Origin of the sequence: Mucilaginibacter segetis (assembly GCF_016522075.1) — a bacterium.
GTDB classification, from domain to species: domain Bacteria; phylum Bacteroidota; class Bacteroidia; order Sphingobacteriales; family Sphingobacteriaceae; genus Mucilaginibacter; species Mucilaginibacter segetis.
The window spans coordinates 909,146-924,615 of the sequence record NZ_JAEHFW010000001.1 but is presented as its reverse complement, the minus strand read 5'-3'; the positions used below and the strand labels follow the sequence as shown (position 1 = coordinate 924,615).

Below are 15,470 nucleotides of genomic sequence, written 5' to 3'. Positions count from 1 at the left end.
AAACCCGGGCATTTCACAGGTTCTCTACCACGGCGAACCCATATCCTTACCATGTCATCAATAAATAGCTCAGGCGAAATACACCTGTTTCTTACTAAAGGAATCTCACTTTCTTATTATTAGGAACTACAAGGAATTGAGATAAGCTAAAATGGCCTCTCTCTCTGTTTTTGTAAAATGGCTTACTTTAACCTTGGACGAAAGCGCTTCGCCACCATGCCACATGATTGCCTCCATCAAGTTGCGTGCCCGGCCGTCATGTAAAAAGTTTGTATGATTATTCACTTTTTGTGTAAGGCCGATACCCCAAAGCGGTGCCGTACGCCATTCACTGCCGCTCGCCAGGAAATCCGGGCGGTTATCTGCAAGGCCCGGCCCCATATCGTGCAATAACAGATCGGTAAATGGATGGATCAATTGATTACTAACCGATGGGAAACTGACGTCAACATCGGTGCGCAGGTCCAGTTTATGACATTTGTCACAACCAGCCTTTATGAAAAGCGCCTTGCCCTGCACCACCATTGGTGCCGTCACATTCCGGCGTACGGGTACCTGTAAAGTGCGCACATAGAACTGTACACTATACAGCAAGCTGTCAGCCAATTCATACGATTTACTATTTGGTGCACTGTCGAATTGGGTCTGACCCTGGCTACTTTCTTTGGGAAACAAGAAATTGGTAATTCCGATATCGCCATTATAAGCGGCGGCCACTTGTTGCAATAGTGTTGGCTGATTAGCTTTCCAACCAAAACGGCCCAATACGCTTTTTTGGTTTAATATGTCCCAAACATAATTTGGCTTACCGCTTATCCCGTCGCCGTCTTTATCGTCCGGGTCTGCGCTGGCCAATATAGAGGCATCGCTTACCGCCTCCAACAGGCCAAGACCAAATACCGGCGCAGCCACGCGCGGTGAAAGCAAAACATTCGCCGGCATGGTTGTATATAACCCTGTCAAGGCATAAGCAGGGGTACGTAATTGGTAAGCTTCCCCGTCGGCAAAATAGTAAGTGTTATCCGTATAGGTAATGTTCACATCACCTTCACGGGTTACGTTAAGCAAAGACCGGGTTTGAAGTTGATCGCCATAGCCCGGTACCGGTACCGGGTTGCCATGTTCACCCACTCCGGGAATGCTGAGCCGGAAAAGCATATTGGCCGCCGATTCACCTATGCCCGGTATTTTGCCGCGCCCATCGGACACGTGGCAGGAACTACAAGACACATTGTTAAATATCGGCCCCAAACCAGGATTTACAGGGGCAGGCGCGGATACGAAAGTAGCGCCGAATTGTCCGTCGCCAATCTCATGGACGCGCAATAGGTGAGCCGACAAACTACTGAAAGCATGCGAGAATGACCCGCTACCCTGATCGAACGCCGTTTCACTTCCTCCACTCAACCATTCGCTGTCAGGGTTTCCGGATGCAGGAATGTTATCAGTTTTTCGGCAAGAAAACTGAACAACGATAACCGCAGTTAGAATTACTAAAATAGCTATAGTAGTTTTCTTCATTTTTTATTTTACGTATTGCAGCACGTAAGCATTCAGTTTGTCTTCCAGCACGCTATGCAGTTCATTAATTTTGGTCATAGCGTTTTGTATTTTACTTTGCTGCGTAGTTATAGCCTGACCAAACGGCACATCGATTGCTGCTAATGCTGCTATGGCCGCAGCGTGTTTGCTTTTGATCTCGGCGTCTAACGATAGGTTGTTGGCACGTACCAGATCTTCCAGGCCTTTACCGTCACTACTATTGAAGCGTCCCTGGTAAATATCCAGTATGCCATTAATGTTGTTGGTAAAATCGATAATAGAATTCTTGGCAAAAGGGCTTTCTTCCAAGCTTGGGTCCTGTGCGTCAAAAGGTTCCTTTAGTTTCGAGTCGGCAACTTCACCGCAAATGTCAGCCATAGCGGTAACGATCTGCACGTAAGCTGCCTGCTGGCTGGTAAACTCCGTAGAACCGCTGCCAGCTTTTGCCAGTTGTGTCTGATAGCCGCCAGTTGTCCATACATCTCTTACTTCTTTGGTCAGTTTCAACAAGTTCTGGGTTAAAGCCACTAAATATTGTTTTTCGCGGGTTGTAAACTGAGCTGCGGTTTTAGCACCGGCTTGTCCCCACAATAAATATTCAATCGGGTGAAAACCTTTTAACGACTCATCCAAGCCATCAACATAACTTTCAGTTAATGCATCGCTATTTTTCAATATCGTTTCCAAGGCATTAAAATCAACTGGCCAGGTGTCTATACGCGGATCAATGCTGTTAGCTTCAACAGGGCCGAATAACCAGCCCTCACTTTGCTCCCAGGTAACACGGATAGCTTTCCATTTGGTACGGGCAGTAGCTAAATTGGCATCATTAGTAGCGGTATTTAAAGCCGTTACTGCATCGGATAATTCCTGCGTTCTCGCATACAGGTCCTGATAAGAGTTCGTACAAACATTGGCAGATATATCCGCAAGTACATCAGTTTTTAAAGATTCAAAGCCGTTCGCATTATTATCGTTATTCTTTTTGCATGATAAAGTCAGCATGGTCAGCGGTAACCCGATCAGCAGCGCCCTGGTAGCAATTGTTTTCATATGAATTAAGTTAAATGTATGATGATTTGATTATTGATGAATTGAGTGTTAAAAGTCTTTAACGGACGAAGTGCAGGCTCTTTTACTACCTTGCCATCAAGATCGAACACGCTTCCGTGTGCACTGCAAAATATCTTGTTCGCTGTTGGCGTTAAGCCTACACCCTCATGGGTGCATTTCAAATAAAGGGCCTTGTAAGTATCTTCGTTTTTAATGAGCAGTATATCGCACTCCAGCTGTTTACTGCGCACCACCAGCATATTGCCTTTGCCCGGTAAAAAACTATCCGGACTGATCATTAAATCTGAGCTTTTTGCAACATCCGCTTTAATTAACGGCAGGGAAGCCGTGCAGCCTTCCAGCAACGATACCCCGGCAGCGGTCAACAAACAAGCTGTACATCCTGATTTTATAAAATTTCTTCTGTTAATCATTATTTTAAAAATTATAGGCTACGCCCAGGTTCACAAATCCGTCGTTTTTAAAATAAGGCACCTGCTGTGGAAATGGTGTTACAATGAGCGCCTGATTGAAATCGCCCGTAATACGGCGCACATAATCAGCCTTTATAGCCACGCCTCTGATAGGCTTATAAGTGAAACCACCAACGATATAGTTCTTCTCGTTAGCTTTATTCTCCAACCCGTTAGAAGGGATCTGAGCATTCAAATTCACGTATTCATAGCGGCCGAATAGAATGAAAGATTTAGTGCCTTTGTTAGCCGGATACAAGAGATCATAACCAAGTTCGGCATAACCCCCATACATCGTTTCGGGGGTGTTATTAGCAAATGCACGGTTGATCGCATCGGCATTTTTAATATTAACTATAGTTGCGATACCGCGAACGCTAATACCAGCATTACTGTATTGAGCATCAATTTCGCCCAGTTTTACCGGATTGCCAAATGCGCCTGAATTCAATTGCAGGCTGTCGGCCACACGTTTTTCTTTAGCAGTAGAACCGCCTATATAACCTGATGCCTGAAGCCTGAAATCGCCAACGTAATAAAGTAGGGCAGCATTAAACCCCAGATTAGTTCCGTTTTGCGCCTGACCTAACTGTGTACCGCCACCAATTCCGTTGGCGCTGCTGAATCCTTCTGAGTTTAGTCCGTTAGTTAATGAAACACTGTAATTAAGCCCTTGTATTTGTTTAAATTGTCCGTATAGCCCGACGCCGACTTCGCGCCATGTTGAAGGGATGATTTGCTCCTCTAAAAAAGGCCGGTCTACCCCGTTAAATGTTGTGGGCAGGTGATTTTCGTTAAGAATACCAATTCGTGGCAAAAACAACCCTGCCACTAAATAGGTATTGGGGTTAAGGTTAAATTTCAAAAAAACTTGCTCCATGGATATCTCACCGATGCCAGAGTTAGAGCCATTGGCTACCAGAGCATCTTCCACCTCCAGTTCCGTAAACAGGGATATCTTATTATTGAATTTATGCCCCAAAAACAGCACGACTCTTTTTAAACTGGCTTCTGCACTTTTTCTTTTGGTATCTATGCTGTATTTAGCTTCACCATATCCGGCTATTACCGTTGCCTGCTGTTTGTAAATCAGACCAGCGGCTAATGAATCTTCCTGCGTCAATATCTGCGCAGATGCGTTCATACTTAAAACGGTGAGTAAAAAAAATGATAAGCGTAAAAATTTAAGTTTCATATATGCGATTAAAGAGGCAAATATAAATTTATTTAGATTAATTAAAAATAAGTAATTAAAATAAGGTGTTGGTATTAAATGTCAAAGGCTAGTTTTGATGTGTTATTTGCTTAATATTTGATAGTTACCTTCGTGTAACTTGTACTATCTTAACCGATAAATTTCTTTCGAGTATCTAATTATCAGATAGTTAAATTTATTAAGCATTTATTATACTCGTTAATTGATCCTCATTAATTGCTATTTAAAAACTACAAAGTCGGAACAGCTAAAGTTGGTAACTTAAGTAATCTGCATTGTTACTATTTTATCTAAATATGTAAGCCTTACTTCACCTAAAAAGCGTAAAATCGTATTATTTTTTACCGTTCTACTTCTAGATAACTGTCATTGCAAAGTCAGTTTAGTGAGCACCTAAACAGCAACTTAAAAGGTAGATTTATTTAGAAGTTATTTAAAAAACCATCAGTTATATAACATATCAAAATATTGTTATAATCAACATCTTGATATACAAACCCTAATTCAACATGGGAGGTTAAAATTGATTTGGCATTATGCTGAGTACCCGCCTTTGCCGCACCAGTACTTGTTACTAAATAGTGCGGCGGCCTGGATCGTGACCGGTTTTTTTTGCTAACAAACGAGGTAGATTGGGTTGTCTAAATAAGCGCGTGGATTTTCTCTATACTGCCGGCATCGCTACAAAAAATGTGGTACCTCTGCCTTCCTCGCTTTCTAACCAGATCCTGCCATGATTAGCCTTGATAAAATCCCTGGTTAGCAGCAAGCCAAGTCCACTTCCCTGCTCATTCTTCGTGCCAAAATTAACCTTTAGGTTACTGGTCAGGAAAATCGCTTGCTGCTCTGCGTTTATGCCGATACCATGGTCTTCAACCGACAATAATACTTCTTCTGAAGAGAGCTTACGCGCACCGATAGTGATTGCCCCACCTTCAAAACTGAATTTGATAGCATTGGATAGTAAGTTGCGGATGATGAATTCAACATGATTGGCATCTGCATGCAGCTTTATCGCCTCTGGAAGATCAGATAATAGCCGGATATTCTTCTGCGCTGCCTGTTGGCTGAGCAAATGAATACAACGCTCTACAACAGGATGTACCTCAAAATCCGTTGGATTGACTTTAATCCCCCGCATTGTGCTTTACCCCATTCAAATAAGGATTGCAATAACTGAAGGGAGGCCGTCGTCTGCTTACGTAGCTCACTGATCATGCCCTTCATCTCTTCAGGCGTAAAATCCTCGGTTTCCATCAATTCGAAGAGTTGCGCTGCACTGCCCGCAGGGCCTTTCAGATCATGGCCGATCACTGAAAACAACGTATCTTTTACTCTGTTGGAATTAGTCAGTTCAAAATTGAGGCGCTTCAGTTTTGCATTCAGGCGCTTTACCTTTCTTAGATAAAGCCATACCAGGAGTAAAAAAATAACCCCTCCACCTGCCATAATAAAGGCCAAACGTATTTCTGCTTTCTCAATGGCATTTACCTGTTCCAGATTTGCCGATTTCTCGCGTGCACGCAGCAGCACATAACTGCTGTCAAGTGCGGCAATTTCCTTAACGGTGTCGACGCTTAGCAGGCTGTCGATAAGGTGATGTTTTTCGGTCAGCGCATCCATGGCTTCACCATAGTTCTTTCGCTGTCTGTAAATACCTGCCAGAGCTCCATAGATACGGGCTTCCAATTTGGGGGCATTCAATGTTTTAGCAAGTTTTAATGCCTGTTGAAGGTCCCGGATACTTGCTGTGGCATCTTGTTTCCTTAAAATTCCTGCGATACCAATCAGTGCTTCTGCCTGCTCCTCGGCCTGTCCGCCCTTTTTGGCCTCGGACAGCGCCTGTTTGTATAAGGCAAGCGCTTGGGCTTGTTCACCTTCCTCCATCAATATCTCACCTTCGTCATTCAGCAAATGCACCTCGTTTTGTGGTGTACGCTGCGTCCGGCTTTTCCGAATCCCATCTTCCAGATAATGCAAAGCCGTTGCATTGTCACCTCTTTCCTGGTACAATTTGGCTATATTTTCCAATAGTATAAAATAAGCTTCCGGCTCTTTTTTACGGTGTTCGTACTGGGTCAGCGCGCGCAGGTACCAACTCAGCGCTGATTCGAGTTCGCCCTTTGATGCAGCATCCTTGCCCATACCCTCGTAGGTTTCGACCATCCCGATGCTGTCCCTGCTGTCCTGGTAATATTTCAGTGCCTGGCCAAAGTTTTGTGCGTTACCATCCAAAATGCCCAGTTGGTCATAGGTATGAGCCACCCCAGCAGCATCGTGCAACCGGCGGTACATGCCCAGCGCCTCATTATAAAAACTGCGGGCCAATCCTGTATGGTGGTGGAGCGCGTTGATATCACCTAGCGTCACCAGTAAAGACGCTTGTCCTTGGCGGTCATTCCGTTGTTCGGCCAGGCGCATACCTTCGTTGACAAAATGCACGGCAGAATCAGGCTGCAGTATTGCATAAGCCTGGCTGATTATCTGATATAAATGTACTTTTTCATCTTCCGGTGCTTTTATAAGCTTGGACAACATGTCGGTCGGCTGCTGCGCAAACGCAGCGAACGAAAAAAAGCAGAGAAATAGGAAACGGTAACTCATAAATCATTGTACGCAAAGAAAAGAAATAAGTTGTTAAGTCACTGGCGATGTGTTTGCTGCGAATCAGGAATTATGTAATAATAGATTTAAATATTAAAGTTTTTAACTAAATGAATACAATAAACTATCAATAAGAATTGTATTATTACTCCGACGAACTTGTCAGGGCATGACCATAAAGATCAGCCTATCGAAAAGGTTATTTTAAGCTCATCAAATAAAACTTATCTTTTTCCTGAACCCGATTGTCGTTACATTCGTATAATCAACCGTTAATTTCCGAATTTGAAAAAGCTCCCGATTCCAGCCAACGAAAAGGAAAGGCTAAATGCCCTTCAAAATTACGCCATACTTGATTCCTTAAGCGAAGAAGAGTTTGACCGGATTACTGAATTGGCGTCGATCATATGTGATGTGCCGATCGCGTTAATTTCGTTGATCGATCACGACCGTCAATGGTTCAAGTCCAAGGTAGGGTTGACGGCCGACGAAACCTCCCGGGATATCTCCTTTTGCCAATACGCCATCATGGACACCCAACTATTCGAGGTGGAGGATGCCACTAAGGATAAACGGTTCAAAGAAAATCCTTTAGTAATCAAGAATCCCAACATTCGCTTTTATGCCGGGCAGCCACTCATTGCCTCCGGCGGCTATGCGTTAGGGACGCTCTGTGTGATCGATAATGAACCAAAAGTATTATCGGCTAAACAAAAACGAGCCTTGAAATTGTTAGCCGGGGAGGCAATGACCCTCATTTCGGAACGAAGTCAAAAAGCAGAATTAAAGAAATTCGAAAATTTATTTGAGCTATCCAATGATATGATCTGCGTGGCCGGGACAGATGGATTTTTCAAAAAAGTTAATCCTGCTTTTGTGAAAATATTGGGCTGGAAAGTAGATAAATTACTCGGCACGTCCTTTTTTGATTTGATACATCCTGATGATATTGAAAAAACACAACGCGAGTTACAATTGCTCGCTGCAGGCCATAGTACCATTAATTTCACGCATCGTTTCCAAACAAAAAATGGCGAGTATAAAACTTTACAATGGGTAGCCACACCAGAGCCTTTAACAGGGAATTTGTTTGCGATAGCCAGGGACGTGTCAGAAGAAAAATCAAAGGAGCTACAATTGGTGCTCAGTGAGGAAAGGGCGCGCGCCTTTTTTGAAAATTCCCAGGGTTTCATGTGTACCCATGATCTCCAGGGAAACTTCCTGTCGGTGAACAGCGCCGGCGCAACGATATTAGGCTATTCTAAGAATGAGATAATAGCCATGAGTCTTTTTGATATCATCCCCAAAGAACGCCACCAAAATGTAGATACTTATTTAGCTACGGTTATAGACGAAGGGTCGGCAAAGGGACAAATGGTTACCCTGCATAAGGATGGCAGCCATCGCATTTGGATGTATAATAATGTATTGGAGAAAGATCAGAATGGGAACCCTTATATTATCGGAAACGCGATAGACATTACTGAGAAATATTTTCTGGAAGAAGACTTGAAAAAAACCAAGGAGACGCTGGAGCAAACTAACCGGGTAGCAAGAGTGGGCGGCTGGGAATTGGAAGTATCCACACAAAAAATCTCCTGGACATCAGTAACAAAAGAAATTCACGGCGTTGCACCTGATTATGAACCAGCACTGGAAACAGCTATAAATTTTTATAAGGAGGGCGAAAGCCGAAAGAAAATTACTGAAGCAGTTTCATTAGCCATGTCCGAAGGTAAACCCTGGGACTTGGAATTACAAATCATCAACCTGCAAGGCAGGGAAATTTGGGTACGTGCACTGGGCAACGCCGAAATGGCAAACGGGACTTGCAAAAGAATATTTGGCACCTTTCAGGACATCGACGAGGCGAAGCGGACAGAGTTGGAAGTTGAAAGCTCACGTAAATTGTTAAATGATGTCCTGCAGGCGGCCTCTGAGGTAAGCATAATTGCTACCGATGTTAATGGCTTGATCAATGTATTTAACTCCGGAGCCGAAAAGCTGCTGGGCTATGCCGCAAATGAAATGATAGGCAAACAATCACCGGCAATTATCCATTCTATGGATGAGGTCACCAGGCGCGGACACGAACTCGAGGAAGAATATGGCTTCCCCGTGGAAGGCTTCCGCGTTTTTGTCCAAAAAGCAGAAATAGACGGGTCGGAACAGCGCGAGTGGACTTATGTCAAGAAGGACGGCTCTAGATGCACCGTTTCGTTGGTGGTCACGGCCATGCGTGATATAGAAGATAACATCAACGGATACCTGGGGATTGCAACAGATATTACTGAAAGACGGATTATAGAAAAAGCGCTGGTTACGGAAAAGGCTCGGTTAAGCGCATTTGTAGAGCATGCGCCCGCCGCAGTAGCCATGCTCGATAATGAGATGCGATTTATAGCAATCAGTAACCGCTGGTTGGAGGACTATCATTTAAAAGGCCGTGACATTATTGGCAGATCACACTACGAAGTGTTTGAAAATATAGATGATGAACGGCGAGCGCGTCACCTCCGGATTTTAGACGGGGCTATTGAAAGAAAAGAAGAAGACAGATACCGGCTAAAGGGTGACAAGGAAGATCAGTATGTTACCTGGGAAATGCGGCCATGGTATGATTTTGAAGGGCGTGTCGGGGGTATGATGATTTTTACGCAAAATATCACGTCAATCATTCGTCAGCGCGAGGAATTGAAAGCGGAAAAACTACGCGCAGAACAGGCCAGCATTGCCAAATCTGAATTCCTTTCCAATATGAGTCATGAAATCCGTACACCGTTGAATGGCGTGATCGGCTTTACCGATTTAGTATTAAAGACGAAACTGAATGAAACACAACAGCAATATTTAACTATCGTCAACCAGTCTGCCAATGCGCTCTTAAGCATTATTAACGATATTCTGGACTTTTCCAAAATAGAAGCAGGCAAGCTGGAACTGGATGCCGAAAAATGCGACCTCTATGAAATGGCCTGCCAGGCGACAGATATTATCACCTTCCAGGTGCAAACCAAAGGCCTGGAAATGTTGCTGAATATTTCGCCGGATCTACCTCGGTTCATCTATGCGGACTCAGTGAGGCTTAAACAGATTCTGGTTAATTTATTAGGTAATGCCTCCAAATTTACCGAAAAAGGCGAGATCGAGCTAAAGATAGACGCATTGAAAACGAAGGACGGAGAAACAACGATGCGTTTTGCGGTAAGAGACACCGGAATAGGTATCAAGCCGGAAAAACAAGAGAAAATTTTTGAAGCTTTTTCACAGGAAGACAGTTCAACGACCAAAAAGTATGGCGGGACTGGTCTGGGTCTCACCATTTCCAACAAATTGTTGGGGTTGATGGGCAGCAGGCTGCAACTAACAAGTGCCGTTGACCATGGAAGTACGTTTTATTTTGATGTTACCTTACGTTCAGAGCAGGGCGAGGCTATTGACTGGGAAAATATTGATCAGATCAAAAATGTACTGGTTGTAGATGATAATGAAAACAATCGAATGATCCTCAATCAGATGTTATTGTTGAAAAACATCCGCACGGCCGAAGCCAGCAGTGGATTTGAGGCCTTGCAATTGTTATCTAAAGGAGAAAAATACGATGTGATCGTTATGGATTATCATATGCCATTTATGGATGGGTTGGAGACCATTAAAAAGATCAGAGAAAGTTTTTATGGAACCGCTGCCGAACAACCCATTATTATGTTGCATAGTTCATCGGATGACAGTAAGATCATACTAGCTTGTGAAGAACTGAAAGTCAGCCACCGGCTGGTTAAACCTGTAAAAATGCAGGATATTTATCATGCGTTTACACGATTGCATAGAAAAGAAGCAGAACCGCAATTATCGGTAGACCAGGGCAATGAAACAGCCATAGACCGCTTTACCGTTTTGGTAGTAGAGGATAATATGGTTAATATGCTGCTTGCCCGTACCATTATCAAAAAATTTGCACCTAATGCGGAGCTTGTAGAGGCGAAAAACGGATTAGAGGCCTTAAATTATTGTGAGCGACATCGGCCAGCCTTAATTTTAATGGATGTGCAAATGCCGGAGATGAATGGCTACGAGGCGACGAAAGCAATAAGGAATATTACAACTGATGTTCACATTCCCATAGTTGCCTTAACTGCAGGTAACGTTAAAGGCGAAAAAGAAAAATGCCTGGCTGCGGGGATGGATGATTTTGTAGTCAAGCCCGTAGTTGAAGAAACGATTATTGCCATCTTTAGTAAATGGCTTGACTTGAATACCCAACTGGATAATTCTTATGAAAACATCATGGAAAATCCCGAAGCAGCTCACTTTAATGTTAATAAGTTAAAAAGCTATCTGGGAAACGACGAAGGCATCCTCAAGGAGGCTATGATTTTAATAAAGAAGGAGTTGTACGCGTCAACGGATGCAATAAAAAAATGTATAGATTTAGAGGATCTACCTGGGTTGAATGCCGCCGGGCACAAACTTTATGGCACAGCGGTTTCCTCAGGCCTGTTTCTGCTGTCAAAAATGGCCAACGAACTCGAACAGTTATCCAGCTTTTCTGCAGAGCAGGCAGACAGCATGGCGATAAAAATCAATAACGAAATAGCTATCGTTTTGCAATTGATGAATGACATCAAATAGGCTTGCCCGATGGATCAACAACCTTCGTCATGTCCGTGATATTAGAAATCACACCATCGAGTTCGGTAGCCGAGATTAAAATGTAATTGAAAATCGTTTCCTTCTCATAATCAGAAGTTATCGTGTCCTTCAGCAAATGGATAAGCCCCATAATACGCGCGAGTGGTGCACGGATAATATGAGACTGCATCCAGGATATTTCCATTAATTTTTTGTTTTGTTCCTCAATAGCCTGTATATATCGTAAACGGTCAGATACATCATTTGCCAGGGCTATTTTTGCTTTCTTGCCATTGTAAATTATTACATTACTTTCGATATCTACCTGAATGAGTTCGCCGTTCTTCTTTCTGTGGTTAAATAGCCCAACATAGTTAGACTGTCCGGTAACATTTTCCCGCCAAACTATCTTTTCCAGGTTTTCGACCTCTTCAGCCGCAACGATATCTTTTAGACTACGGGATAAAAACTCGGCATGTGTATAGCCGTAATGTTGGATCGCCGATATATTAACGTCCAGGAACTGCAACGTGTCGTAGTCTATCACCCACATAGGCAGCGGGCTGAGATGGAATAGCTCGCTGTAGCGCTTTTCCGATGCTTCTAATGATGAGGTCGCCTGTTTTCTGTCTGTAATGTCCTGAAAACTGCCGTATACTCTTATACATCTTTCATTAGCAAATTCCGGTTCGCCAATGACCCTGATCCATTTGTCATATCCTTTCGCAGTGGTGATTGGTAGCTCCAGATCAAAATGACTGCCACAATCAACCGCTTGCCCGATCATCTTTATAAATAAATCCCGGTCCTTTTCTAGTTTGAAATAATCAACAGCTGTTTTAGAGTCGGGCACGAAGCCAGCATCAACTTCAAAAATAACTTTGGTCATATCCGACCAGTAGATAATATCTTTGACCAGGTCGTACTCCCAACTGCCGATTCTCGCCAGGTGGCTCGCTTTTTGAAGCAGGTCTTCAAGCTCCTTTTTATCAGTAATGTCTTTAGCAACAGCGAAAAACAATCCCTCTTCCGGTGATGGAGTGACCGTCCACGAAAGCCATTTTATTTTTCCGGATTTGGTAATATAGCGGTTTTCTACGTAGAAATTAGATTGATGATTACTGCTTTTTAATTCACTCATGCTTAATTCCCGGTCTTCCGCAAGAACAAATTCAAGATATGGGGTACATAACAACTCCGCTTCAGAATACCCCAGCAGCCGGGACATTGCCGGATTAATTTTTTTAAAGAACCCGTCAGCCCCCCCGATACAAATAATATCAGGCGCATAGTTGAACAGCTGATTTAATTCTTCCTCCAACTGTTTCCTCTTGATTTCTGCACCAAAATGAGTGTTAAAAGATTCAAAAAAAGCCGTAAATCTATTTGCCTTCTTTTCAGATTTATTCAGTCCAACGACCAGGACGCCGATGACTTCATTATTATAAAGCAGTGGTATTCCATATGCAGTTTTTAAGCCCGCTTTTTGGGCTGCATCCCGCCGGATGAAACTTTCGTTATCCTGTATGTCATCCCAATATTGAATCTCCCTTTTTTCCCATGCTGCTCCTGGTAATCCCTGACCTTTATTAAATTGATGGACATCCGCACTTTCCTCATAAAAAATTTGCATTTCGTCCGTCTTGGGATATTTTGCCGCCAGGGTTATTTTTCTTTTTTCAGTGCCGATCAACCACGCCTCCGCAGTTGTGAAATTTCCAAAGTCAACCAATTTTTCCAATACTTTTACCAGTGTGTTATCCAGTCGGTCGTATTCATTAAAAAGGCTGCTAATTTCAGCTATGAGCGCGGTCTGCGATTCTTCATTTTTTTTATCAGTAATATCCCGTTGGATACCTATCCAATGCGTAAAAATACCGCCTGGTCCCGCAACCGGATTAATAGCAATATTTACCCAGAATTCTTCGCCATCTTTTTTATAATTTAATAGGGTGACTTCTCCGGACTGCCAGTTATTAACCATTTCGTTCAATCGATTAATCTCTGCCGGATCGGTTTTGGGACCTCGCAAAATGGCCGGCCCTTTTCCAATGATCTCCGCCTGGCTGTAACCTGTCATTTGGGTAAAAGATTGATTAACGAAAACCACTGGCGCATCAGCAGGATTTCCGGGGGTTGCTGCAGTGATAAGCACGGCGTCACTTGCATTAGTGATCACCGACTCTAATAGTTTTAAATGATACTCCTCTTTCTTTTGTTGGGTAATATCCTGCATTGCTCCTACCATTCGCGTACCCAACCCGCTTTTATCACGGATAACGATACCTTTGTCGATGACAAAAGCATATTCACCATCGGATTTCCTGAACCGGTATTCGGCCGTCCAATGGATCATATCGCCGGTTCTTATATCGTCGGCATACAACACTACTCTTTCCCGGTCTTCCGGGTGAACTTGATTGACAAAAAATTGCAATCCATCTACATGCCCGCCTTTATAACCGAATAGCTTTTCCAGGTTCACCGAATAGTAAATTTCATCAGACTCCAGGTCCCAATCCCAAATAACATCATCTGTGGCTTCTGTTACATACTCAAATCTTTCATTGCTGATGGACAGTTCCCGTGATTTATAGTGATTCTCTAATATTACCCGTAAAATATGCGCCGCTCTTTGTACTGTGTTTTCCTCCAAAAACGTGGGTGCCTTATTTTCATGGTAGTAGCAGGCAAATGTTGCCAGAACTGTGCCGTTTGTATCAATGATAGGCTGAGACCAACAAGTTTTAAGGTTGTAACGCGAGGCGATCTCCCGGTAGCCGCTCCACCGGACGTCATTGGGAATATCCGTAACAATAACTTTTGTTTTCAGAAATGCAGCTGTGCCGCATGAGCCAGCACGATCACCAACTTCGCCACCTTCTATTTCGGCGAGGAAATCCCGGGACAGACTGGGCGATGCTAAATTATAAAGCCTTGTTCCTCTTTTTTCCTGGATGGAACATAACATACCGTAATGAAGAGATTCAATACCCACCAGGTAAGTATGAATGATCACTTTCAAATTGTAACTTCCCTCGGCATTCATTTCTAATACATTTTTTTCCAGCGTATCCAATTCACGGAAATACCGGCTCTCGGTAACATCGTTAAACAGAGCAATAACGATTTCACGTCCTGCAAAATCGGTTAAATGGCCACTGATATCCACATATATAATTTCGCCATCTTTCTTTTGGTGACGCCAAGTTTTTTTATTGGGTTCTAAATACGAAGATTGAGCTTCAACAAAAAGCTTTAATGAAGAACGGTCATCGTTCGGACTGAGATCCAATATGGATATGTTGAGAAACTCCTCTCTAGTATAACCGTATTTTTGAGTTGCTTGCTGGTTGCAATCGATCACCTGTTGGCTGTTAAAATCCCAGATAATTATGGGCAGAGGACTGCTTTCAAATAAGTTTTTATACTTTTTTTCAGATTCAATTAATGCTGCTTCTTTACTTTTAATTTCTGTTGCGTCACGCGCCGTCGCATACCTGATTTTTTCAATAGGGTCGAACCGTGCCGACCAGAATAAATAGACCAGCGAGCCGTCCTTCCGTACATACCGGTTTTCAAAGTTTGTTACCGTATCTCCCTCTAACACTTTGGCAGCCATTGCCAGCGTGTCGGCCCTGTCTTCCTCATAAAGAAAAGTATAAATATGTTTACCTATCAGTTCCTCCGGCTCGTAGCCCAAAATAATTTTTGAAGCCGGGTTAACGCTGAGCAATAATCCTGTGGCATCCAGGGTGCAAATCATATCAAGCGATGAGTTCACGATCTTTTCGAGGCCTTCTTTAGGATAACTTACCAGGTTAAGCTGCTCGTTTTTATCGTATTTCTGAATAACATCCCCGTCTGAACCTGTTTTTTTTGCCATGGTGATAACTGGTTTAAATTAGCAAAGGACAAGATAATACAATGTATAAAAAAATTAATTTATA

8 protein-coding genes are annotated in these 15,470 nt (G+C 43.1%); 1 reads left to right on the top strand and 7 read right to left on the bottom strand.

Features of this window, described 5'->3' with window-relative positions; all coding sequences use genetic code 11:
* Positions 1-126: 126 nt before the first annotated feature.
* The 6 genes from I5M19_RS04260 to I5M19_RS04235 form a co-directional block, all read right to left on the bottom strand.
* Positions 127-1,521, bottom strand: coding sequence for a di-heme oxidoreductase family protein (locus tag I5M19_RS04260; RefSeq protein ID WP_200064360.1), 1,395 nt, complete (start codon positions 1,519-1,521; stop codon positions 127-129).
* A 3-nt stretch (positions 1,522-1,524) separates the two neighbouring features.
* Positions 1,525-2,595, bottom strand: a complete 1,071-nt coding sequence (locus tag I5M19_RS04255; protein ID WP_200064358.1) for an imelysin family protein — start codon at positions 2,593-2,595, stop codon at positions 1,525-1,527.
* Positions 2,596-2,600: 5 nt separating this feature from the next.
* Positions 2,601-3,029, bottom strand: coding sequence for a QcrA and Rieske domain-containing protein (locus I5M19_RS04250; protein WP_200064356.1), 429 nt, complete (start codon positions 3,027-3,029; stop codon positions 2,601-2,603).
* A gap of 4 nt (positions 3,030-3,033) precedes the next feature.
* Complete coding sequence (locus I5M19_RS04245; protein ID WP_200064353.1) at positions 3,034-4,263, bottom strand: hypothetical protein; 1,230 nt, start codon at positions 4,261-4,263, stop codon at positions 3,034-3,036.
* A gap of 685 nt (positions 4,264-4,948) precedes the next feature.
* Entirely contained in the window at positions 4,949-5,425 is a 477-nt protein-coding gene (locus I5M19_RS04240) for a sensor histidine kinase (RefSeq protein ID WP_200064351.1), read from the bottom strand.
* Positions 5,374-6,888 (bottom strand): hypothetical protein, encoded by a 1,515-nt coding sequence (locus I5M19_RS04235; protein WP_200064349.1) that lies wholly within the window; start codon positions 6,886-6,888, stop codon positions 5,374-5,376. The genes I5M19_RS04240 and I5M19_RS04235 overlap by 52 nt, the downstream gene beginning before the upstream one ends.
* Positions 6,889-7,173: 285 nt before the next feature.
* Between I5M19_RS04235 and I5M19_RS04230 the strand changes: the two genes are divergently transcribed.
* Positions 7,174-11,520: a PAS domain S-box protein gene (locus I5M19_RS04230; RefSeq protein ID WP_200064346.1), complete on the top strand. Its 4,347-nt coding sequence runs from the start codon at positions 7,174-7,176 to the stop codon at positions 11,518-11,520.
* On the opposite strand, the gene I5M19_RS04225 is transcribed toward I5M19_RS04230, so the two are convergent.
* A complete protein-coding gene (locus I5M19_RS04225; protein WP_200064344.1) occupies positions 11,513-15,406 on the bottom strand; it encodes a PAS domain S-box protein in 3,894 nt (1,297 codons plus the stop codon). The genes I5M19_RS04230 and I5M19_RS04225 overlap by 8 nt on opposite strands.
* Positions 15,407-15,470 lie beyond the last annotated feature (64 nt).